The 24,043-nt window shown below is 63.7% G+C and carries 16 protein-coding genes; 5 read left to right on the forward strand and 11 right to left on the reverse strand.

Annotation, left to right across the window (positions count from 1 at the left end):
* Positions 1 to 9 precede the first annotated feature (9 nt).
* Positions 10 to 981, forward strand: coding sequence for an L-histidine N(alpha)-methyltransferase (gene egtD, locus VGE08_RS25100; RefSeq protein WP_331070679.1), 972 nt, complete (start codon positions 10 to 12; stop codon positions 979 to 981).
* 69 nt (positions 982 to 1,050) lie between these two features.
* Complete coding sequence (gene otsB / locus VGE08_RS25105) at positions 1,051 to 1,812, forward strand: trehalose-phosphatase (RefSeq protein WP_331070680.1); 762 nt, start codon at positions 1,051 to 1,053, stop codon at positions 1,810 to 1,812.
* A gap of 118 nt (positions 1,813 to 1,930) precedes the next feature.
* Here the strand turns inward: otsB and VGE08_RS25110 are convergent, their stop codons facing one another.
* A complete protein-coding gene (locus tag VGE08_RS25110; protein WP_331070681.1) occupies positions 1,931 to 3,142 on the reverse strand; it encodes an acetate/propionate family kinase in 1,212 nt (403 codons plus the stop codon).
* Between the two features lie 63 nt (positions 3,143 to 3,205).
* Here VGE08_RS25110 and VGE08_RS25115 point away from each other — a divergent pair, with 63 nt between their 5' ends.
* Together VGE08_RS25115 and VGE08_RS25120 are read left to right on the forward strand one after the other, a co-directional pair.
* On the forward strand, positions 3,206 to 4,540 hold the full coding sequence (locus tag VGE08_RS25115; RefSeq protein WP_331070682.1) for an amidohydrolase: 1,335 nt from the start codon (positions 3,206 to 3,208) through the stop codon (positions 4,538 to 4,540).
* 172 nt (positions 4,541 to 4,712) lie between these two features.
* Entirely contained in the window at positions 4,713 to 8,519 is a 3,807-nt protein-coding gene (locus VGE08_RS25120; RefSeq protein WP_331070683.1) for a response regulator, read from the forward strand.
* 9 nt (positions 8,520 to 8,528) lie between these two features.
* Here VGE08_RS25120 and VGE08_RS25125 read toward each other — a convergent pair whose 3' ends face one another.
* From VGE08_RS25125 to VGE08_RS25140, 4 genes are all read right to left on the reverse strand, one after another.
* Complete coding sequence (locus tag VGE08_RS25125; RefSeq protein ID WP_331070684.1) at positions 8,529 to 8,798, reverse strand: oxidative damage protection protein; 270 nt, start codon at positions 8,796 to 8,798, stop codon at positions 8,529 to 8,531.
* 97 nt (positions 8,799 to 8,895) lie between these two features.
* The gene (gene mutY, locus VGE08_RS25130) at positions 8,896 to 9,945 is read right to left on the reverse strand and encodes an A/G-specific adenine glycosylase (protein WP_331070685.1); all 1,050 of its coding nucleotides are present in this window, start codon (positions 9,943 to 9,945) and stop codon (positions 8,896 to 8,898) included.
* A gap of 118 nt (positions 9,946 to 10,063) precedes the next feature.
* Entirely contained in the window at positions 10,064 to 10,642 is a 579-nt protein-coding gene (locus tag VGE08_RS25135) for a hypothetical protein (RefSeq protein WP_331070686.1), read from the reverse strand.
* Between the two features lie 145 nt (positions 10,643 to 10,787).
* Positions 10,788 to 12,962, reverse strand: coding sequence for an AsmA family protein (locus tag VGE08_RS25140; protein ID WP_331070687.1), 2,175 nt, complete (start codon positions 12,960 to 12,962; stop codon positions 10,788 to 10,790).
* A 264-nt stretch (positions 12,963 to 13,226) separates the two neighbouring features.
* Here VGE08_RS25140 and VGE08_RS25145 point away from each other — a divergent pair, with 264 nt between their 5' ends.
* A complete protein-coding gene (locus tag VGE08_RS25145) occupies positions 13,227 to 16,919 on the forward strand; it encodes a PAS domain-containing protein (protein ID WP_331070688.1) in 3,693 nt (1,230 codons plus the stop codon).
* A gap of 58 nt (positions 16,920 to 16,977) precedes the next feature.
* Here the strand turns inward: VGE08_RS25145 and VGE08_RS25150 are convergent, their stop codons facing one another.
* From VGE08_RS25150 to VGE08_RS25175, 6 genes are all read right to left on the reverse strand, one after another.
* On the reverse strand, positions 16,978 to 17,934 hold the full coding sequence (locus VGE08_RS25150; RefSeq protein WP_331070689.1) for a diguanylate cyclase: 957 nt from the start codon (positions 17,932 to 17,934) through the stop codon (positions 16,978 to 16,980).
* A gap of 201 nt (positions 17,935 to 18,135) precedes the next feature.
* Positions 18,136 to 19,032, reverse strand: a complete 897-nt coding sequence (locus VGE08_RS25155) for a DUF4097 family beta strand repeat-containing protein (protein ID WP_331070690.1) — start codon at positions 19,030 to 19,032, stop codon at positions 18,136 to 18,138.
* Complete coding sequence (locus VGE08_RS25160) at positions 19,029 to 19,661, reverse strand: hypothetical protein (protein WP_331070691.1); 633 nt, start codon at positions 19,659 to 19,661, stop codon at positions 19,029 to 19,031. The genes VGE08_RS25155 and VGE08_RS25160 overlap by 4 nt, the downstream gene beginning before the upstream one ends.
* Positions 19,654 to 20,265: an RNA polymerase sigma factor gene (locus VGE08_RS25165; protein ID WP_331070692.1), complete on the reverse strand. Its 612-nt coding sequence runs from the start codon at positions 20,263 to 20,265 to the stop codon at positions 19,654 to 19,656. Before VGE08_RS25165 ends, VGE08_RS25160 begins: the two co-directional genes overlap by 8 nt.
* A 208-nt stretch (positions 20,266 to 20,473) precedes the next feature.
* Positions 20,474 to 21,649: an EAL domain-containing response regulator gene (locus VGE08_RS25170; protein WP_331070693.1), complete on the reverse strand. Its 1,176-nt coding sequence runs from the start codon at positions 21,647 to 21,649 to the stop codon at positions 20,474 to 20,476.
* Positions 21,639 to 24,038, reverse strand: coding sequence for a hybrid sensor histidine kinase/response regulator (locus VGE08_RS25175; protein WP_331070694.1), 2,400 nt, complete (start codon positions 24,036 to 24,038; stop codon positions 21,639 to 21,641). Before VGE08_RS25175 ends, VGE08_RS25170 begins: the two co-directional genes overlap by 11 nt.
* Between the last annotated feature and the right edge of the window lie 5 nt (positions 24,039 to 24,043).

Here is a 24,043-nt window from a genome sequence, read left to right on the forward strand (position 1 = left end):
GGAAGAGCAATGGCAAAGCATCCGAGCACCGTTCCCGCCAAACCCACCCACGACACGCTCACCGACGATGTATTGGCAGGTCTGAAAAAGGACCCCAAGGAGCTGTCGCCGGTCTGGTTCTACGACGAGCTGGGCTCGTTCCTGTTCGACAGTATCTGCGAGCTGCCGGAGTACTACATCACGCGCACCGAGTTGCAGATCATGCAGACCCATGCGGCCGAGATGGCGCAACACATCGGCCCCGAAGCGGCGGTAATCGAGCTCGGCAGCGGCACCAGCCTGAAAACCCGGTTGTTGCTGGATAAGTTGGATCATCCACTGGCTTACGTGCCGGTGGATATTTCGCGTGAGCATTTGTTTGCAGCGGCGGGCGCGCTCGCCAAGGACTATCCGAATCTGCACATCGTGCCGGTGTGCGCCGATTTCACGCAGCCGTTCGAATTGCCGCAATTCGTCCGCACGGCACAGCGGCGCATCGTTTATTTCCCGGGCTCCACCCTGGGAAACTTCGATCGCACGCATGCCCACGCGCTGCTGGCGCAGATGCGTGATTTGATCGGTAGGAATGGCGCGGTTCTGATCGGCATCGATCTGTACAAGGACCGGCGCGTTCTCGAGCGAGCGTATGACGATGCGGCGGGCGTCACGGCCGAGTTCAATCTCAACGCCCTCCGGCACGTGAACCGGGAGTTGGGCGCGAACTTCGATCTCGACGCTTTCGAGCATCTAGCCGTGTGGGTGGAAGACCAAAGCCGCATCGAGATGCACCTGGTCAGCAAGAGGGATCAGGTCGTGCGCCTGGGCGGCGAGAAGATCCGCATCGCATCCGGCGAGCATCTGCGCACCGAGTATTGCCATAAGTACACGCTGGAGGGCTTCAGCGAGCTGGCGGCGACGGCCGGCCTGGCGGTGAGGCGCGTGTGGATGGACCCAGACCAGCTCTTCAGCGTGCAATTGCTGGAGCCGGCGCGTCTGCAATGATCGGCTTGATGAACTGGGAGCGGCTCTGCGGAGTTGAGCGGCAAGGCAAAGCCACGTAAGGTCCGCCTCATGACGGAAGCCGCTCCGCACAACCAGCCGGGGTGGGCGCTGTTCCTCGATGTCGACGGCACGCTGCTGGAAATCGCCGAGACGCCGCAGGGAGTGCACGTGCCCGCCGGTCTCAAACAATTGCTCGAAGAAGTGCGCTGGCGCCTGGACGGCGCGCTGGCGCTGGTCAGTGGCCGCAGCCTGGCCAATCTGGATCAGTTGTTCTCGCCCTTGCGGTTCATCGCATCTGGCGTGCACGGCTGCGAGCGACGTACCGCCGACGGTCATGTGCTGCGGCCGGAAGTAGACGCAGCCACCATTGCGCGCGTGCGCGGTCAACTGGCCGATTTCGTTCGAGGGCACGAAGGTTTGTTGCTGGAGGACAAGCACTATGCCCTCGCGATGCACTTCCGGCGCGCGCCGGAGCTGCGGGACGAGGTGTATCGAGTCATGAACGAGGCGCTCGTGCAGCTCGGCCCCGTGTTCGCGCTGCAAGCGGGCAAGAGCGTGCTGGAACTGCGGCCGGGCGAATGGACCAAGGGCAGCTCGATCACCTCGTTCATGCAAGAAGCGCCGTTTGCCGGGCGCACGCCGGTGTTCATCGGCGATGACGTTACGGACGAAGATGCATTCGCCGTGGTCAACGAGATGTCGGGCGTATCGATTCGGGTTGGCAATCCCGCGGCGACACTGGCTCAATACCGGCTCGGTGGCGTCGCCGAAGTGTTGCGCTGGCTGCAAACCGTCCCGCCGGTCGTTCCTCCTCCCCATCCCGCGCAATAGTCATGGCTTTCGAGCACTCAACGACGCCCGCGCCGCGGGCGATGACAGCCCGCAAGCGTTGCGCAAAGTGATCGATTGACTGAAGACGACGCTCGACGTCGCAAGCTCGTAGTGCAGCTTACTCGCCGAGCGCGGCGGCGACCGCCCGAGCCATCGCAAATTCTTCATCGGCGCGAACAGCGAGTAGATGCACGCGCGAGGTGGGCGCATTGAGCACCGCAATGGGGGCGTCGGAAGTGAGTTTCACCTTCTCATTGCGTGCAGCGTCCAACGTGGCGCCCATGAAGTCCAGTCGCTCGAGACAGCGCCGCCGAATCAGCGCGCTATGCTCTCCCACGCCTGCCGTGAACGCAATGACATCCACACCGCCCATCGCAGCAACATAGGCGCCAATGTACTTGCGAATGCGATGTACATACATCGCGATGGCCAGCTCGCAGTCCTGATCGCCCGCGCTCGCGCGACGCTGGATCTCACGCAAATCATTCGTGCCCACCAGACCCTTCAGGCCCGAGCGTTTGTTGAGCAGATCATCCAGTTGATCCGCATCGATGTCGCCGGAGCGGCCCAGCTGCAACAGCACGCCGGGATCCACGTCGCCGGCGCGAGTACCCATGATCAAACCTTCGAGCGGCGTCATGCCCATGCTCGTGTCGACGCTGCGCCCCTGCTCTATCGCCGTCACACTCGCGCCATTGCCGAGATGACAACAGATGATGCGCAGTTTCTCCAAGTCGATCTGCAAGTACGCCGCGACGCTGCGTGCAACGTGCTCATGGTTGATGCCATGGAATCCAAAGCGCCGAATTCCATATCGTTTGCGGACATCAGCGGGCAGCGCGTATTCACGCGCATGATCGGGTAGCGTGGCATGGAACGCCGTATCGAATACCGCAAAGTGCGGGACGTTCGGCAAGGCGGCACGCGCGCTGCGGAGCGCCGTCAACGCCGGTGGATTGTGCAGCGGAGCCAGGTGATTCAACTGCTCGATTTCCCCGAGCACCGCATCATCCAGGCGCGTCGGGTCCACGAACTTCGGGCCGCCATGAACCAAGCGGTGTGCCACGGCGGCAACCGAACTGGTAAGGCTCTCGGTCGAAACCGCGTTACCCCGCTGGAACCGGCCCGCATAGCACGCCAGTAATTCATCCACCGCGGCCTGCAGGTTCGTGCCCGCATCGAGATCGTGCACCTGCGCGCCCGCATGCAGCCGCACTTGCTCCGAGCCGATGTTTTCGACGTGAATTTCCTGCAGGCGCCGGCCACTGGCCGTATCGATCAAGGCGCTTTTGACCGAGGAGCTGCCGCAGTTCAGGGCGAGGACACGCATGCCGGAAAAATACCACCGTCGTGGCCGTGCTTGTACACTGCACGAGTCTCAACGGAGGTCCGGATGCATCGTTCCCTTCGCTCCAAAAAAATCTCCTCGACAAAACTCGGCGCGATCCTGACGGGCGGCGCCCTGGCCCTGGCTTTCCCCATGCTTGCTGCCGCCGACGTGTCCGCCATCGATGCGGCCGCCAGATCGGTGCAACCCCGCATGATCGAATGGCGCCGCCATCTGCATGCCAATCCCGAGCTGAGCAACCGCGAGGTCAAGACGGCGGACTTCATTGCAAAGAAGCTCGAGGCGATGGGCCTGGAAGTGAAGACCGGCATTGGCCACACCGGCGTGGCCGCGCTGCTGAAGGGTGGCAAGCCCGGCCGGACGGTAGGCCTGCGCGCCGACATGGATGCGCTGCCGGTCACCGAGCAGACCGACGTGCCGTTCAAGTCCAATGTCACCAGTGAATTCCGCGGCGAGAAAGTGGGCGTCATGCATGCGTGCGGTCACGATGCTCACGTGGCCATCCTGCTCGGCGTGGCCGAAGCGCTGGTGAAGATGAAGGATTCGCTGACCGGTCAGGTGCTGTTCGTATTCCAGCCGGCCGAGGAAGGGCCGCCGGAGGGCGAACGCGGCGGTGCGCTATACATGCTGGAGCAAGGGCTGTTCGACATCGCGAAGCCCGATGTGATGCTCGGCCTGCACGTGATGGCCTCGCTCAACACCGGTGAGATCGGTTACAAGCCCGGACCGATGATGGCCGGCTCGGATTACTTCAAGGTGGTGGTCACGGGCGTGCAGACGCACGGCTCGCGGCCCTGGGCCGGCATCGACCCCATCACCGTGTCCGGTCAGATCCTCACCGGGCTGCAGACCATCGTTTCGCGCCAGATCGACATCACTCACGTTCCGGCCGTCATCACCGTCGGCGCCATCAAGGGCGGCATTCGTTTCAACATCATTCCGGACACGGTGGAAATGGTCGGCACCATTCGCACCTTCGACCGCGACATGCGCGATGACATCATCAAGCGCATGCAGGCCACCGCCAGCAACATCGCCGAGGCCAGCGGCGCCAAGGCGGAGGTCACGGTACGTGACGAGGTCTCCATTCCGCCCGTCGTCAACGATGCCGAGCTGACCAGCCGGGCCCTGCCATTGTTCGAGCAAGTGGCCGGTAAGGAGAACGTAAAGCTGATCGGTCTGCAGACGGTGGCCGAGGACTATTCGTTCTTCGGCACCAAGGTACCGTCCCTGTTCTTCTGGATTGGCATCACGCCGCGCGACAAGGACCCCGCGACCGTGCCGTTCAACCACTCGCCCTTGTTCTATCTGGACGAGGCCGGCATGCTCACCGGCGTTCGCGCGATGCTGACCCTGACCACCGACTTCCTGGCGAAGTAAGTCACAGATCGGCTGCAAGAGTCCCGCCCTGCGGCACCCCGGACTGCGAGTCGCGTCACAAATCCTCATTATTGACGCCACGATCGGGCATAACGCGACGCTGGTACTTGCCGCAATTCTCCGCTGCGCATGTAGTGCGCTCCTTCGGGAGGACGCATCGCTTGGAGCAGCGGTGAAACAATCAAGAAACCTACTCGCCGTCATCGCCGGACAGAGCTCGGTCGTCGCCATACTGGTGCTGGTCCTGGTGTTGTCGATCGCGGGCGCCCCGTTCCTGCAGCAAAAGCAGGTGGTGGCACAGAACATTGGCGCGGAGATCGCCATCACCAAGGCCTATGCGCTGAGCGAAGCGCTGCTGGCCCATGGCGCGCCGGACAAATCGCTGGACACCTTCAATCAAGCGTTCGGCGCGCGTCATCTGCCGGGCGTCCTCGATAGCGGCGAGGCGGAGCCGAACGACCAGATCGCGGCCGATGCCATCCAGGCCCTGCGCACGCGCGGTCCTCAGCCGTATGTCCAGTTCAAGGACGTCGCCGGGGCACCGCACCTGTTCTATGCAGTGCCGGACCGTGCCGGCGGCGTGCTGCTGATCGATCTGCCGATGGAGCGCGAGCAGGCGATCGTCCATCGTTTCTTCGGCCAGTCCTATCTGTCCTCCAGCACGCTCGGTTACATCCTGGTCGGATTGTTGCTGCTGGGCGTGTTTGGCCTGCGCTACTACCTGCGCTCGCTGATCGCGCTGCCCGAGGATGAACGCCGCCGCCTGTTGATGAAAGGCCTGGAAGGCACCCCTCGCGGGCGTCGCAACCTGATGCCCTGGCTGCTGGCGACCTGCGCGATCGTGTTCACTGCCGATCTGGCCAACGTGCTCGACTCGGCCATCGGCATCGGTTACGTGCTGGCCGTGATGCTCGCGCTATCGTCGAGCAAATATTGGCACGTCGGCGTGATCGGCTTCGTCAGCGCAGTGTGTCTGCTGGTGTCGCCGATCATCTCGCCGTATCACGGCGGCTGGTGGGCCTATCTGGAAAGCCATGCGGTCGCGGTGTTCGCAATCTTCGTGACCGCGTTCTTCGGCTCGGCGAACTTGCGCAAGTCGCAGGCGGAGACAATGGCGCTGGCAGAGGCCATGCGCTCACGCAACGAGACGGCCGAGCTGCGTACCGCACTGGAGCGTGCCGAAGCCGCCGAAAACGCCAATCGTCGCATGATCGAGCGCATGCGCATGGTGAACGAATCCGCCGGTCTGTCGGTGTGGCAATGGAACATCGAGTCGGACCTGGTGGTCATCGACGAAGGCTGCCCGATGATCAAGCGCTGCGGCGGCGTACGCGAGATCAGCGGCATGGAGTACGCTCGCAAGTTCGTGCATCCGGACGAGCAGGAGGACTGGAACGAGCTGTTCCGCGAGGCCATTTGCAGCAAGTGCTCTTCGCTCGCCAAGCGCTATCGGGTCATCGACGCGCATGGCGACACACGCCACATACAGCTCCACGCCAGCATTCTGCGTGACGCCAGCGGCAAGGTACTGTGCGTGCACGGCATCGATTGGGATGTCACCAAGGAAGAGCAAGCCAAGGAAGAAATCTCCCGCCAGGCCGCCGAGATCAAGGAAGCGCAGGAACGCTTTCAACGTGCCGTGTCGGGTACGCAGGATGCGTTGTTCGAATTCAATCTGCAGACGGGCGAGATCTGGCACTCGCCGCAGTTCCGCCTGATGCTCGGCTATGACGGCAGCGAGCCCAACGACGAAGGGCGCCCGGAAGCCTTTGTGCACCCGGACGACGGCGCCATCGTCGGTAAGGCGATGAGCGAACATCTGCAACACGGCGCGCCTTACGACATCGAATATCGTTTGCGCAAGAAGGATGGCGACTGGCTGTGGGTACGCTCGCGTGCCAGCGCAGAACGCGATCGCGACAATCGTCCGCTGTGGCTGGCGGGCTCGATTCATGACATCTCGCACGAACGCGCCGCGCGCGTCGCGATGGAGCGCGCCGCCGAGGAAGCCGAAGAAGCGAGCCGCGCCAAGAGCTCGTTCCTGGCCACCATGAGCCACGAGATTCGCACGCCGATGAACGGCATCATCGGCATGACCGGCCTGCTGCTGGATACCGGCCTCGATCGTGTGCAGCGCGATTACGCTGAGACCATTCGCGCCAGTGCCGACTCGCTGCTGACCATCCTCAACGACATCCTGGACTTCTCCAAGATCGAAGCCGGCAAGCTCGACATCGAGAACATCGAGCTGGACCTGCGCTCCAACGTCGACGACGTGGGCTCCATCATGGCGTTCCAGGCCGCCGCCAAGAGTCTCGAGCTGGTGGTCAACGTGCGGCCGGAAGTGCCGGAGCGCGTGCTCGGCGACCCGCAACGCATTCGTCAATGTCTGCTCAACCTGGTTGGCAACGCCATCAAGTTCACGCAGACCGGTGAAGTGGTGCTGGAAGTGTGCGTGCTCGGCCGCCAGAACGGCAAAGCCTTGATGCATTTCGAAGTGCGCGATACCGGCATCGGCATTCCTCGCGAATCGCTGGACAAGTTGTTCCAGCCTTTCATCCAGGCCGACTCTTCCACCACGCGTCGTTTCGGCGGCACCGGCCTCGGCCTGTCCATCGTGCGCAAGCTGGTCGAAATGATGGGCGGCCAGACCGGCGCGCAGAGCGAAGTCGGCAAAGGCTCGACGTTCTGGTTCACTTTGCCTGTGGAGGAACCCGCGGGCTCCGGCGACTGGGAACTGGAGCAGCCCGCCGTCCATCAGGGCCGGCGCATTCTGCTGGTGGACGACAACGACACCAATCGACGCGTGCTGTCGAACCAGATGGTGCATGCCGGCTACGAAGTGATCACGGCATCACATGCACACGAAGCACTGCAGATCCTGCGATCCGGCGGTGCGTTCGACGCCGTGCTGCTCGACTATCAAATGCCCGACATGGACGGCGCCATGCTCGGCGAACAGATCATGAAGGCACGGGACATTCCGCCGACGCGCCTGATGCTGCTCACCTCGCTGGACCGCTCCGGTGACATGCAACGTTTCGCAGACATCGGCTTCTCGGCGTATCTCACCAAACCCGTGCGCACGCGTGAGTTGCTCGATTGTTTGAATCGCGCGTTGGCACGCGGTGCAGAGGACTGGCATATGCACAGCCAGCCCATCATCACGCGCGGCACGCTGGTCGCAAACGAAGTCAAACGCGTGTATTCGGGCCGGGTGCTGCTGGTGGAGGACAACGCCATCAACCAGCGCGTGGCGCGCCGCTTCCTGGAACGCCTGGGCTGCGAAGTCCACGTGGTCGGCGACGGCAAGCAGGCGGTCGAAGCGTTCGAGCGCAACAGCTATGGCTTCATCCTCATGGACATGCAGATGCCCGTCATGGATGGCCTGGAAGCAACGCGGCGCATTCGTGCCTTCGAAGGCGACGCCCATCGCACGCCGATCGTGGCGCTCACCGCCAACGCGATGATGGGCACGTTGGAGCGCTGCCTCGAAGCCGGCATGGACGACTACCTCACCAAGCCGCTCGACATCTCACGGCTGCAGGATGTGCTCGATCGCTTCATGAGCACGCCATCCGACCTGGAGACGACCGTGGTCGCTTCCATGCATCGCAATCTCGACGATGCGATCAAGCAGCGCTTGCAGGAAGTGGCGGGCGACGACGAAGAATTCGCCGCCGAGCTGGTGAGCGCCTTCATCATGGGTGGCGAGGAAGCGATTCTGGAAATGCGCGCTGCCGCGCATCGGCAAGACCTGGAGCAAGTGGCCCGCGCCGCTCACAAGCTCAAGGGCGCGGCGAACAACATGCACGTGAATCGACTCGCTCTGCTGACCGGCGACGTGGAAACACGCGCCCGCGGCGATGGCGGCAACGACTGGAGCGAAGAGCTGAAAATGATCTCGGTCGAGTTCGAGCGCGTTTCGGAACAGATGCGCGCGCTGCTGGAGAAGCAGTGGCAGCGCAAGGCAGGCTGACGGCCTCGGCTACTGCTCGGGCACGAACTCTTGCGGCTTCTCGGAGCCGCCGCCGAAAAAGAACTTCTCCATCTCTTGGACGAGGAACTTGCGCGCCTTGGGCTCGATCGGCGTAAGTCGGTATTCGTTGATCAGCATGGTCTGGTGCTTGAGCCAGCGCTGCCAGGCTTCCTTGGAAACATTCTCGTAGATGCGCTGCCCGAGCTCGCCGGGATAGGGCGCGTAGTCGAGCCCTTCGGCTTCGACGCCCAGCAACACGCACTTCACCATTCTGGCCATAGCGACTCCACCCCCCAGCGACTCCAGCGAATCTGTCATGACAGGCGCGGCACGATGCGCAACGCCCCCGTCGCGGTGGGATTCGCAGTGTACAACGCTATACCGGCTCGCGCTCGGCGAGGGCGCGAATCAGATCCACCGCAGGCTTGGCCAGACCGATCTTTGCTGGCTGCCGCACGTCATACCAGCAATAGCGATCGGCGTCGGCGATCGCCGGGCGCTCGCGTGCATCGCGTACCAGGATTGGCTGCAGCGTGAGATCGAAATGCGTGAAGGAATGCGAGTACGGCGGCAGCGCCTGACTCGCGAGCGGCCCAGCGCAGGCATGTTGTTCCATCCATGCGACCGCGGCGTCGTGCTCATCAAACTGCGGAAAGGTCCAAAGTCCGCCCCAGATACCCGCGGGCGGCCGACGCTCGAGCAGTACAGCGCCGTCAGAGCGGCGCAAGATCGCGGCGTAAGCCGTGCGTTCGGGACGCGCCTTGCGCGGCTTCGGCGTCGGCAGAATGGCCTGCATTCCTTCGCGCCGGGCAACGCATCGTTCGTGCATGGGGCAGACGACGCACAAAGGTCGCGATCGAACACACACCGTCGCGCCCAGATCCATGATGGCCTGGGTGTAATGCGCCACGCGTTCGGCCGGTGTGCATGCGTCCGCCAAAGACCATAGCTCACGCTCCACCGCGGTCTCGCCGGGAAAGCCTTCGATCCCGAAACATCGGGTCAGCACGCGCTTGACGTTGCCGTCGAGGATGGGATGACGTTGCGCCTGCGAAATCGCGAGGATGGCGCCGGCGGTCGACCGGCCGATACCGGGCAGCGCCTGCACAGCCTCGATCGTGTCCGGAAATTCTCCGCCGTGCTCGGCAACGATGATGCGTGCAGCTCGCAATAGATTGCGTGCTCGCGCGTAGTAGCCCAGGCCGGTCCACAGATGCAGCACTTCGTCATCGGCAGCGGCCGCCAGCGCCCGCACGTCGGGAAAGCGCTGCATGAATCGCTCGTAATAGGGAATGACCGTGGCCACCTGCGTCTGCTGCAGCATGATCTCCGAGATCCAGACGCGGTACGGTGTGATCTGCTGTTGCCAGGGCAAATGTTTGCGGCCGTGGCCATCGAACCATGCCAGCAAGGCGGTGGCGAACATGTCGCCCGAGAGCTCGGGCGCTCCAGTTTGTCCGGCCCTCGTTTCATCAAGGGTCAATTGATTGTCGATCGTCGCTGCCACGGCGACATGATGCCATGTCGCGGCTCAGGGTGGGGACTCAGGGCGGCGGGTCGTCGGGCTGGGATTGCTTTGCCTTGCGCTCCACGCTCATGAACAGGTGGCGGGTCTCGGTCTCCAGCATTTTCAGCATCATGCGCCGCCCACCGAGCGGCGGCACCCAGAAACCGGGCACCACATTCGTTACATACTGCACGCGAGTGGCGCCTTGATGAGCCGGCATCAACTGGCTCCGCGTCTCGCTGAATTTCACATCGCTGCGGGTCGGATCGGCGATGGCCACCAGCGAATACTCGGCCTCCTGCACACGTTCGACGCGATTGACATCGCGGCACAGCCAACCGAAACAGACTTCAACGGTCGTCTCGATCATCACCTCCCCGGGCGCTGGCCGGTCCAGCACCTTGGCTTCGAGAATGCGTTCATTGAGCGAGGGATAGTCGGCGTAATTACGCAGGACCTCATTGACGCGCTCGATCGGCGCATCCAGCGTGACCACCAGCTCATAGGTGAAGTGCTTCTCGACGTAGCGGGCTTCGCTGCGCTCGATGGTGAACGCGTGCGCGGGCGATGCCGATAACAGCACCGCCAACGCGAACCCGCCGGGGAGGATTTGCAAGGGACTCACACCCTATTAGTCGCTTGCCGCGACCATTTGGTTTCGACCCTTGATATCGACTCCTTGATATCGCCTCCTTGATGTCGTCCCTAGCTACCGACCTAGATACCGACCTAGATACCGACCGGGCGGCTGGCCGACGCCGCTAGCGCTTGAACAGATCCTTGAGCTTGTCCTTGATCTTCTCCTCGACCTTTTCTTTCTCCTTGTCGACGCGCTGCTTGACCTGGTTCTTCAGGTAGCCCTCCAGATCCGGACGCACCTTCGGATCGGTCAGCGAGCCGGTGATCTTCACGGGAATCTCGGCATCCACCAGGTCCTGCATCTCGGACGCCTCGGCGCCCTCGCGGGGAATCTTCATTACTGCCGCGACCAGGCGATAGTCCAGCGTGCTGGCCGGCACATCGACCGTGCCCTGCCCGGTGACCTTCAGGTACTGCATGGCCACATTGAGGTCGTTGTTCGACAGCACGCCATTCTTCATCACGCCGGAGCCGGTCAGCGCCGTGAACGGCGTGCGAGCCGGGCCGCTGCGTTCGGGAATGGCCTGCTGCTTCAAGACCGCGCGAGCGCGGCGGATTTCGTACCAGAGGTCCGCCCCTTCGAGCGCGCCATCCGTCACCTTGAAATCCAAGGAGCCGGTGAGCGTCTTCACGATCTCGTCGGTATTCTTGCCCGAGCCCGTCAGCTTGATATTGGCGTTGCCCTTGCCGGACACCCGCTCGGTCTCGAAGAAATCTTTGAACAACGGCGCGAAATCGACGCCGCTGATGTGCTCATCGAGCGTCACCCGCGCCACATCGCTCGTGGCATCGATGCTGATATCGCCGGTGTAGTTGCCGCCGTACATCGAAGCTTCGGACGGGTGGAATCGCACTTTGCCATCGCGCGCGTTCACGCCGAGCCGCAGCTTGGTGAATTTGATTCCAGCAAAGATCGCTTCGCCCACTTGCAACTGGCCGCGCGCGTTCAAGTTGCGCAATGTTTCCACTGGGATCGGCGTCGGCGCCTCATCCGCCGCGGACGCGGCCGGCTGTTCGCTCGGCGGCGGCAGATAACGATCGGCGTTGATGCGATCCACGTTCAGATCGAAGCGCAGCGCCTTCGAATCGAAGTCGGCGACGCCGAGCATGCCCTTGGCGGTGGTGTCATCGAGCTGCAGCAGGATGTTGCCCACTTCAGCGGACGACTTGGTCAGCGAGACCGTGCCGGAGAAGCTGAGCTTCTCGAACACTTTCGGATCGGCGGTCGCGGGCAGGGAAACACCGAGCTTCGGCGCCCATTCTCGCAACGAGACCGGCTCGAGCTTGAGCGGACCGCTGAGGGCCGGCGCATCGAGAATTTCCTTGCCGGTGAGCGCGCCCGTGAGATGGCCGCCAGCCAGGTCCAGCGCCAGGCCGTTGAGCTCCAGGGTCTGCGCCGCGAGATTGGCGTTGAAATCTTTCGCCTGCAGCGTCACTGGCACGCCGGCGGCGGGAAAGCCTTCGCCCTTCCAGGTGGTCTTCACGTTCAGCGCTTCGAGCCGGTACAGCTCCTTGCCAACGTCGGCGGTGAGCGCGTCGGCTCGAATCTGCACCGGAATGCCTTCCGGCGGGTAACCCTGCCCGGTGAGTGTCACATCGATCTCGGGCTGCGCGAGCCGATGCGCATTGGCTTCGAGATCCGCCGTCACCGTGGCAGCGAGACGAATCTTGGCGGACAGCGATGGTTCCTGATCCAGGACGAAATCGGTCGTCAGATCGAAAGGCTCGCCCGAGGCGAGGCGGCCGGTCTTGAGATTGAAGTCGCGCACCACCTGTCGGGTCTTCTCCTGGCGGTTCTCCAGCGTCACCGCCGCGTCCTCGATCTCCAGGCCGGCGATGGTGGGGACTTCCATCGGCGGCTCATCGCCGGGCGCGGGCGCCGCCTCTTCTTGCTGTGACTGACCCAGGTCGGCCCAGTTGTTACGACCCTGCTCGTCCGTGATCAAGCGAATGCGGGCGCCGGCTAAACGCACATTGCCCACTTCCACCTTGCCGCGGATCAACGGTAACAAGCGCACGCCGACACGCGCTTCCTGAATGACCACGAATGGCTCGTCGCCGAAACCCGGCGCATCGCCCAGGCTGGCCGGACCGGCCTTGAGCGCCAGCCAGGGAAAGATCGACAGATCCAGGTCGCCGCTCAGCGTCAGCTGGCGCCCGGTCTTGCTCTCCACCAGGCGCTCGATGTCGTCGCGATAGTCGTTCGGGTCGACGAACAACACCACCGCGAGCAGCGCCAGCACGAGCAGCGCCACGATGCTGCCGACCACGATTCCGGCGATTTTCAATGCCCGCATGTCCGGTCCTCGATATTGAGCTCGGTGAGGTGTGACCTCGGTCACACCGGGCGGATTCTAACATCCGAGAACCCGGTCACAGGCGGGCGGGGACCTCGCGGCGCCGCGGCTAAGGGCATCCCTGAAATTCCTCGCCAATCGACAATCTTCCTGGTTCGCTGCCGATACAGGTGGTCATGTCACGACCTGACCCGTAGCAATTGCAATGGGGGGCAATCGCACGGTGCATTGCCATGGGGTCATCGTAACGGGCATTCGAAATCGATGGTGCAGCTCGACCTGACACATCTGGCCAGCCTTGCGCTCGGCGTCCTCCTGGGCGCGGGGGCGCTCTGGGCCTATGTCTGGGCCTATGTCTGGGCCTATGGTCGCAGGCGTGCCGCCACTCGCGCCTCCAGCGAGGCGGAGGGCGCTCTGCGCGCCAAGCTGCAGCTTGCCACGGAACTCGCCGGAGTCGGCGTGTGGCACCTGGATCTGGCCACTCGCAAGGTCACATGCGACCCCACTCTACAGCAGTTGCTCGCTGTCCCGGGGGTGCTCGACGACGGCATGCTGCCCGTGCATCCGGACGATCGCCTGAACACCCGGGCCGCGCTGAGACAGGTTCTGGAGAGTCCGGAGGGCAGCGGATCGTTGCGCGCTCGCGTGGTGCATCCGGACGGCACCATCCGTCACATCGAAACATATTTCCGCACACTGACCGTGACAGACCGCGCGCGTGCCGCGACCGAGTTGGTCGGTGTCACTCGCGACATCTCTCATGAAGTAGAGCACGCCAACCAACAGCGCGCGCTCGCCGAACGCCTCAACATGGCCACCGAAGCCGCGGGTATCACTTGCTGGCAGTTGGACACGCAGACGCGCCGCTTCGTATGGATCGAAAATCCGCACCCCGAGGTGCTCTTCGGCGAGCCAATCGATCTGTCGCTCGACAACTACCGTGAGCGAATAGATCCCGACGATGACGCCCAAATCCGCGCGTGCCTGGCCGATGCTCGCGTGAACGGCAAGGAACGCGTTTCCTATCGCTATCGAATCCGGGGACGCAGCGGCCGCTTGCTGCACGTGCAGACTCACGCTCGCGTGCTGCTGGCCGAGGACGGCGGCATGCAGTTGCTCGGTGTTTCCTGGGACATCACCAAGGAGATCGAAGCGGCCGAACGCCTGCAGCAGCAGGCGCAGATGCTGCGCGATGTGGAACGCCGGCTGGAGCGTGCTTCGCTGTCCAGCTCCGAAGGCCATTGGGAGAAAGACATGGTGAGCGGCACCCTGTGGTTCTCCTCGAGTTACCACACGCTGCTCGGCTACCAGCCCGGCGAGCTGTCCAATGCACCGGACGCTGCCACGGAGCGTTTTCATCCGGACGATATCAGTCGCGCACGACACGTCTTCCGGCAACACGTCAAGTACGGCACGCCCTTCGACCTGATGATGCGGCTCCAGATGAAGAACGGCGAATATCGCTGGTTCCGCCATCGCGGCATGGTAGAACGCGACGAGCACGGCAAGCCCCGGTCCATGGCCGGCTCGATTCAGGACGCCCACGAACAGAAACTGGCCGAGGACGCTCTGCGGCACACGCAGCAGCGCCTGGAGCGCGCCATCAAGGGCACGCAGGACGGCCTGTGGGAAATGGACGTCGACGGCTCGTCCTGGCACTCGCCGCGAGTCGCCGAATTGCTGGGCTACACCGAAGGCGAGTTGCCGCCGGGTTCGAATTTTCTGCAGGAATTCCTGCATCCCGACGACGTCGAAACGATCGCCGCCGCCAGTCGCGTCCATTTCCAGCAGCGCTTGCCTTATGACGTCGAGATCCGCTTGCGAACGCGCAGCGGCGAGTATCGATGGTATCGCGCCCGCGCGACCGCGGAACGCGATGCGGACGGCCGGCCGTTGCGGCTGTCTGGGTCGCTGCAAGATGTCACCGAAGCACGCTCGGCTCGCGAAGCGTTGTTACAAGCTACCGAAGCCGCCGAGAGCGCGAACCGCGCCAAGAGCGAGTTCCTGGCCAACGTCAGTCACGAGATTCGCACGCCGATGAACGGCATCATCGGTATGACCGGCCTGCTGCTGGAAAGCCCGCTCGACCGTACGCAACGCGACTATGCCGAGACCATCCGTTCCAGCGCCGATTCACTGCTGATCGTGATCAACGACATCCTGGATTTTTCCAAGATCGAGGCGGGCAAGCTCGACATCGAAGCCATCGAGCTGGACCTGCGCGACATCGCCGAGGAAGTGGGCGTGATGCTGGCGTTCCAGGCCGCCGCCAAGAATCTCGAGCTGGTGGTGCACATTCATCCGAATGTGCCGAACCGCGTCGTGGGCGATCCTCAGCGCATTCGCCAATGCCTCATCAACCTGGTGAGCAACGCCATCAAGTTCACGCGCGAAGGTGAGATCGTGGTCGAGGTCAGCGTCGAGACCGTCGACGGCCGGCAATGCTCTCACTTCGAGGTGCGCGATACGGGCATCGGCATCGCGCCAGGCACGTTGCAGAACCTGTTCCAACCGTTCGTGCAGGCGGACTCGTCCACGACGCGACACTTCGGCGGCACCGGCCTGGGTCTGTCGATCGTGCGGCGGCTGGTGCAGATGATGGGCGGCGATGTTGGCGCGCACAGCGAGCTGAACAAAGGCTCGCGATTCTGGTTCACCGTGCCACTGACCGTGGCGACGCAGACAGCACCCCCCGCGCCGCCGCCGCAGGACCTCACCCGCCTGGGCCGCCGTGTGCTGGTGGTGGATGACAACGAGACCAATCGTCGCGTGCTCGCCGGCCAGCTGATACACGCAGGTTTCGAAGTGAGCCTGGCGGGCGGCGGCATCGAAGCCATGAGCCTGCTGCATGCCGCGGCTGTGGATGGCCATCCGTTCGAAGTCGTCCTCGCCGATCACCGCATGCACGACATGGATGGCGCGGCGCTCGGCGAACGCATCAATGCTGATCGGCAGCTCTCGCAAGCGCGCCTGGTCATGCTCACGTCGGTGGACGGACACGGCGACATTCATCGCTTCGCCGCGTTGGGATTTGCCGCCTATCTCACCAAGCCGATTCGCACACGCGAGCTGCTGAAGTGCCTGGACCGGGTGCTGGCACACGATTCCAGGCAATGGCACATGCAGAGCCAGCCCATCGTCACGCGCAACACGCTCGCGCCACACCTCATGGACGCCTATCGCGGCACCGTGCTGCTGGTGGAAGACAACGCAGTCAATCAAAAGGTCGCGGTGCGTTTTCTGGAGCGCATGGGTTGTACGGTGCGCGTCGCCGACAACGGCGTCGAAGCGGTGCGCGCCTGCGAGGAAACGACGTTCGATCTGGTTCTGATGGATTTGCAGATGCCGGTGATGGACGGCATCACCGCCAGTCAGCGCATCCGCGAACGGGAGACCGGCGATGGCCGGCCGAACGTGCCCATCGTCGCGCTGACCGCCAATGCCATGGCGAGCCAGCTGGAGCGTTGCATGGACGCCGGTATGAATGCCTTCCTCACCAAGCCGCTGGAGATTCCGCGGCTGCATGAGGTCCTGACCCGGTTTGGTTTACGCGTCACACCCGAGGACATCGTGGTTTCGCATGCAGACATTGCCAGCAACGACGTGCCCGTCGATCTGTCCAGGCTCAACGAGCTGACCGACGGCGATCCCGAATTCATCCGCGAGCTGGCCGAGACCTTCATCGCCAGCGGCGAACAAGTGCTCGAGGAGGCGCGGGCGGCGCTGGCCATGCTCGATCGCGTCAACTTGAGCCGCATCGCGCACAAGCTCAAGGGCGCGAGCGCCAACGTCCATGCCGGACCGTTGCGCAACCTGGCGCATACGCTGGAAACGCAGGCAGCGAGCCTCGACCAGGCGAGTCTGGCCGAGTTGGTCACGCAACTGGCGGGTGAGTTGCAACGAGCGAAGCAGTTCTTTGCTCAGTACACGCCGCCGGCGGCGGCCAGGACGGGTTGAGGCGCGTCGAGGTTTCTAGGGGGGCGGAACGAAGCGCGGGCCACCCCGGGCGAGTCAGCTAGTCCAGACTCTCGATGGTGATGCGATTGCGACCGGCAGCCTTGCTGGCGTACACGCCGGAATCACACTGCGCCATCAAGCTGTCGAGCGTTGCATCCAGCGGCACTTTGTCTCGCCAGCCGGACACGCCGAAACTGGCCGACACTCGAAGCTCCTGGCCTCCCACCATGAACGGCTGCTCGGCGATGTGCTGGCGCAGATGCTCGGCGGCCATGGCCGCGTTGTCCACATGGGTTTCCGGCATCACGATCACGAACTCCTCGCCGCCATAACGCGCGATCCAGTCGGTGGCGCGCACGCCGATCCGGAGCGCCTGCGCAAACCATTTCAGGACTTCATCGCCGGTCAGGTGGCCGTGGGTATCGTTGATCTTCTTGAAGTGGTCGACATCGCACATGATGGTCGCCAGCTGCCGGCCATAACGCGCCGCGCGATCGATCTCGCGCGGCAGCTGTTCCATCAGGTAGCGGCGATTGTATACACCGGTGAGCGGATCGGTGACCGACAGGCGCCGATTCTCTTCATTGGCGGCGCGCAGCGAGCGCTCCAGCGTCACGATGCGCCGGCCGGTATTGAGCCGCGCAATCAGCTCCGGCTCGACCACCGGCTTGATCAGGTAATCGTCGGCGCCCGATTGCAGGCCCGCCACCAGATGCTCGATGGCATCGCGGGAAGTGAGCAGAATGATGTAGGTGTAGCCCTGCTCTTTCGAGCGCAACGCCTGGCACAGGGCCACGCCGTCCATTTCCGGCATTTCCCAGTCGGTGATCATCAGGGGGTAATCGCCCTGCTCCAGCTTGGCGAGCGCCTCGCGGCCATTGGCCGCCATCTCGACCTCGTAGCCGCCGCGCTTGAGCAGGCGCGCCACGATCAGACGCTGGGTCGGCTCGTCGTCGACGAGCAGAATGCGCCAGGCGGGCTGTGGGGGCGAATTGTCGGAGGGGGTGGCGGACATCAGCGAGGATCGTAACCGTTGCGGGGTTGGGCCGCAAAGCGCAACGGCGGCACTCAGTCACATTTGCGGCTACCCCCGAACGCCTGAGTAGCAGCGCTTAACCCTTGTGATTTTCGATCCGCGACCGCGGTCACTGTTGCCGTGTCATCGCCTCGCCGCACGGCGCTTGCCAGGCGAACGCCCGCCTGTGCCGCTGCAGGATTAACGCTTACACAAATTGACCGATCCGTTCAGCGTCTTGATGCGAACGCGCGCATCGGCCTTGCCTTCGATGAAGTGCAATTCGTTGCCCGGGCCGTACTCGCGGCTGCGGTTGGGCTTGGGGCCGAAGCAGTTCTCGATGTCGCCATTGAATGTTTCAATATCGAACTCGGCGTTGATCCGGCCGCGCAACTTGAACGTCAGGTCGCCGTTGATGGCCTCGGCATCCAGGCGCGCGCCCGCGCCGAGCGTGGTGGTGAGATCCAGATCGCCGTTGGTGGTCTTGATGCGGCCGCGATCCAGCCGGTCGAGGGTCACGAGCATGTCGCCGGACACGGTGTTCAGGTCCAGCTCCGGACCGGCCTTGTGAATCTGCAGATCGCCGCTGACGGTGGTGGCTCGCACCAGTCCCTTGCCCTCCCGGCCGCGCGCCTCGATGTCGCCGCTCACGGTTTTCAGCTCGACATCGCCGGGGCCGAATTCGGTTTCGATGCTGCCGCTCACCGCTTGCAGGCGCTGCGAGCCGCGCACTCCAGTGATCCTCTGCTCGGCACTGACCGTGTTGACGATCAAGCTGCTGTCGCGAGGTACCGTTACGACCAGGTAGCTGGCGCCGCGGCCCTTGCTCATACGGGGCAGCACCACCTTGATGTATGTGCGCGATCCGTCCTTGCGGAAATCCAGCCGCTCGACGCCGCTGCCGAGATCGGCTTCGACGCGCACTTCGTTGCGCCCCCAAGTGGAGACTTCGACGGAACCGGCGACATTGACGATCTCGACCTCGCCGCGCGCGTCCGCTGCCAGGGTCTTGGAGATCTGCTCGGCACTGGCGCACTGCGCCGCCGCCAGCATGGCCATCGACACGGCACGCAGAGCTACAGACACAGGGGCGTTCATAGATCGGTCCTCACGGCGTGGGTCACCGGCACTTCGCTAACATCGGCGAGCAGCTGCAGCTCGCGCTGATAAGTGGACATCAACAGATCCTGCAGCAACGGATCGGAGGGATGTTCGGCCAGCGTCTTGGAGATTTCGTTGGCCGCATGGCGCAGGTCGGCGAGATTGCGTTCCAGCTTGGCGCGCGTTGAAGGCGGCAGCGTCTTGATGCGAGCCTCGAACTGGGCGTTCAGCTCGGAGCGGGCTTTGATGTAGTCGGCACCGAGGACTTCCGGGCCGAAGCTGACTGGCATCGCATTCAGCGGCGCGGTCGCCATCGGCACTTGCGGCTGCTGCTGTTCACGAGCGACTTGCACGGTGGGGTCACGCTCCATGGATTGGCGCGTGATGACAAACGTAGTGAGGGATGTCGCGAGCACGAGAAGCAACCCCGCGGCGATCTGAAACCAGCGTGACGATGTGAAGTGCACGACCGGCGCGGTGTCGGTAACGATGGGAGTCTTGGCGATCTCGGCTTGAATGCCCGGCCACAGATCGCGCTCGGGAGGCAGGTCACGGGGCAGCGATGCCAGCATCTCGCTCAGCGGGTCGCTGCGCTTCCGACCCTGATCTTCAGGTGAGTTACTCATCGTCCGCCTCCGCCGCGACGCCCATGCGCTCGCGTAACAGTCGTCGTCCACGATGCAATTGCGCCTTGCAGGTACCGACTGCGATGCCGAGCATGTCGGCACATTCTTCGTGGCTGTAGCCGTACACAGCCTGCAATACGACCACGTGACGAGCGCCGTCGGGCAAGGTCGCCAAGGCGCGTTCCACATCCATCACTTCGCCGGCATCGTGTTCTCTGGCGCCGTCGCCGGGTTCGGCGATGGCGTTCTCGACGGTCTCATCGTTGGATTCGAAACGCGTGCCGTGATTGCGGGCGTGGCTCAGCACCTCGTTGACTGCAATTCGATGCAGCCAGGTGCCGAAGGCGCTGCGGCCCTCGAAGGCCTGCAGATTCCGCCACGCTCTGATGAAAGTCTGTTGCACGCAATCCTCCGCCACGTCCCGCCGCCGCGTCATCCGCAGGCACAGGCCCATCACTTTGCCGCTGTGGGTGCGATACAGGCGTTCGAACGCCCGCATATCGCCGCTGCGGGCAGCCGCAACCAGGCCCGCATCGCCGAGCAGAGGGTCCACCGCCCCGGGTGGCCCCGAGGCTGGGGTATTGGCGCCAGCGCCGTATTGCAAGTTCGCCCTCTCCACTCCGTGCGTTGTTACGTCCGACTCGTTGAGTTCGATGCGGTGTTCCAAGGGAAGGTTTAAGCCGCTGGCGTGAGCTGGCGGCCTGGGGATAAGAGCCTGGCAATATTGGATTTTTGGCAGGGCGTCGGGGCGCCGCTAGCGGGATGAAGGCAACCAACCCAGACATCGGCCCGTGGCTCTGGCGAGCCTTCTTCTACTTCTGCTTGCTATTCCACTCGCGGACGGCGATTTCCAGGGCGGTGCCGGCCATGGGGCGGCCGATGAAATAGCCTTGGGCGCGGTCGCAGCCGACGCCGTCGAGGAAGTCGAGGACTTCCTGGGATTCCACGCCTTCGGCGCAGGCGGTGAGGCGGAGTTTGTGAGCGAGCAGCACCATGGTTTCCACCATGGTGCGGGCGTCCTCGTGCGCGAATACGTCGCGGACGAACGAAGTGTCGATCTTCAGCTCGCTGAACGGCATCAGGTACAGCTGTTTCAGCGACGAATAGCCGGTGCCGAAGTCGTCGATGGACAGGCCGAAGTTCTTCACGCGCATGCGGGTCAGCACATCCATGGTGGTGCCCGGATCGAACATGGCGGCACTTTCGGTGACTTCGAAAATGATGCGGCGGGCGTCGGCGCCGACCTGCGCGGCCATGCGGGCCACCTGGTCGGGAAACGCCAGGTCGTTCAGCAACTGGGGCGAAAGATTGATCGCCACCGATAACTGCAGGCCAACGGCATCCCAGGCCCGGCACTGGGACAAGGCCGTTTCCAGCACTTGTTCGGTCAGGCGGCGGATCAGGCCGTTCTTCTCCGCCAGCGGAATGAAGCGCGCCGGCGAAACGAAGCCCAGCGAGGGATGATTCCAGCGCGCCAGCGCTTCGACGCCTTCGACGATCCAGCGATTGGGCGCGAGCCGGGTGGCCTTGGGCTGGTAGTGAACGACGATCTCGCGCTTGTCGAGCGCGGCGGTGAGCGCCGCCGAACTGATCGGCGTATCTGTGCTCATGGTCTGGCGCAGGGTCGCTTCCAGATCCGCGAGCAGGATGGGCTTCTGCAGCGCGCCCAGCATCTGCAGGCCGTGCGCCTTGCCGATCTGCTGGGCCGTGGCCAGCACGCGCTGATCCATGCCGCTCGCCACCAGAATCTGCGCCTTGCTGCCGCGCTCGCCGAGGTAGCGCAGCAGCTCGATACCATCCGCGCCGGGCATCTGCAGGTCGAGCACTACCACCGTGGGCTGGAATTCCTGCACAGCGCGCCGGAACACTTCCGGATCGGTCACGCCCTTGGATTCGAAGCCCAGGCCAGCGGCGGCCTCCGCGATGAACTCGCAGAGGTCGGGCTGATCATCGATGACCAGCAGTTTGTTGGCTTGCTCAGGCGACACGGGCCTCCCTATCGAGGACATGGCGGATACGCATGGCCAAGTCTTCGTTGCGATAGGGTTTATGGATGACGTCGGACGAGGTGAGCCCGGCAATGCCGGCCAGCACGGTGTTGTCCGCATAGCCGGTAGTAAAGAGCACATCGATGTCCGGACGCAATTCCCGCGCGCGCTTGGCCAGCGCCGGCCCCAGCATCCCGCCGGGCATCATCACATCGGTGAATAGCAAATCGATCCGCTCCGGTCCTGAAAGTATCCGCACCGCCGCTGCGCCATTGGCGGCCGACAGCGCGCGATAGCCGAGTTGTGTCAACGCGGTGACGACAGTGTCGCGCAGGTCGGCATCGTCCTCGACCACGAGAATGGTTTCGGTGCCGCCCGGCGCCACGCGGGTGACGATTGTATCCTCGCGCTCCGATTGTTCCTCTGTCGAGCGCGGCAGATAGATCGTCACGGTGGTGCCGACGCCAACCGTGCTTTCGATGCTGGCAACGCCGCCGGCCTGCTCGGCGAAGCTGTGCACCATCGCCAGGCCCAGGCCGCTGCCCTTGCCCGATTCCTTGGTGGTGAAGAACGGCTCGAACACGCGCTTCAATACTTCGCCATCGATGCCCACGCCATTGTCGTTGACGCTGATGGCCACGAATTCGCCCGGCTCGATCGAAGGATAGTTGCTGCAGAACTCGGCATCGAGCGTGACATTCTGCGTGCGCACCGTGAGGCGGCCGCCCTGGGGCATGGCGTCGCGCGCGTTGATGGCAAGATTCAAGATCGCATTCTCGAACTGCCCCGGGTCGGCGCTGGTGTGCCACAGATCATGCGCCTGGATCATACGCACTTCGATGGATTCGCCAATGGTACGCTGGACCAGCTCGCTCAGGCCGGAGAGCTGTCGATTCAGATCGAGCACCGCGGGCGCCAGGATCTGGCGACGCGCGAACGCGAGCAAGCGACGCGTCAGATCGGCGCCACGCGCGGCGGCACGCATGGCCGTGTGAACCTTTCTCGCCAGCGTCGGCGTTTCGGCAACGCTGCGGTCGAGCAGCTGCAGATTGCCGATCACCACGCCCAGCAGATTGTTGAAGTCGTGCGCGATGCCGCCGGTGAGCTGACCGATGGCTTCCATCTTCTGCGCCTGCATGAGCCGCGCTTCGAGGCGCTTCTGCTCGGTGAGATCGTAGACGATGGAGAAGAAGCCCAGCACCTCGCCGTTCGGGCCGATCTGCGGCACGAAGTGGTTCTGCCATTCGCGATGCCGGCCGTTGCGCACGCCGCTCTGGGTGACGTGCACGAACTCGCCGCGCATCGCCGCCATGATATGGGGCTCGTCTTCGGTGAATCGCTCCTCGCCGAGGCTTTCGCGCAAGGACCGGCCCAGCAGCGCATCGGCAGGCATCGAATACCATTCCTCGAGCGCGCGGTTCACATACGTGACGATCATGTTCGAATTCACGTAGGTCACCGGCGTCGGCACCGCGTTCAGGGTGAGCTCGAAGAAGTCGCGCGTCTCGCGCAGCTTGCGTTCGGCGCTGACCAGATCGGTCACGTCCTGGATCGTGCCGTGCAGGCGCACCGTGTTGCCGCCGCGTCGCTCGGCTTTGACGATGCTGCGAACCCAGAGCTGGCGGCCGCGCGCGCTGGTCATTCGCAACAGCAAGTCCGATGGCAGGCCGGCATCGAGGGCCATGCGCTCGGCCCCCTGCATCTTCACGCGATCCTCGGGATGAAAGAACGCACGATGTCCTTCCGGGTCGATGGAGTGTCCCACCGGCAGGTCGTGAATGGCGTACAGCGCTTCGGTCCAGTGCAGCTGCTTGCTGATCACGTCGTATTCCCAGCCACCGATCTTGGCGGTGGCCTGCATGTCCTTCAGCAGATTGTCGAGGCGCACGCGCTCGCCGATGTCACGAAACACCAGCACGGTGCCCACCGACGCGCCCTCTTCGGTCACCGGCAGGATCTTGTATTCGACCGGACGGAACGTGCCGTTCTTCTTGCGCAGCAGTGCGCCGACGCCACGCATGATGTCGGTCGTATAGCGCACGCGGCGGACCGGATCGGTGCGCGAGTCGCCATCTTCCTGCGTGTTGATGAGCACGCGATAGTCGAGTCCGGCTAGATCTTCGGTCTCGTAGCCGAGCATCTTCGCCGCCGCCGGATTGGCGTAGCGAACGTGACCGACATTGTCGAGCTCGAGCACGCCCTCGCCGGAACCCTCGACGATGGATTGATTGCGTCGATGGGCGGCGGTCAGCTGGGCGTGCCGGCGTCGCAAGCGGCTGCGCAGTCGTTGCAACAGGCACAGCGAAGCCAACGCCGGGACCAGGCCGAGGACGATGCCCACGACCAGGACGACGAGGTTCCCGCTGAGCAGTCCGTGCAGTGAGTTCATGACGC

The sequence above is a fragment of the Steroidobacter sp. genome (genome assembly GCF_036406195.1).
In the GTDB taxonomy this organism is placed as follows: domain Bacteria; phylum Pseudomonadota; class Gammaproteobacteria; order Steroidobacterales; family Steroidobacteraceae; genus Steroidobacter.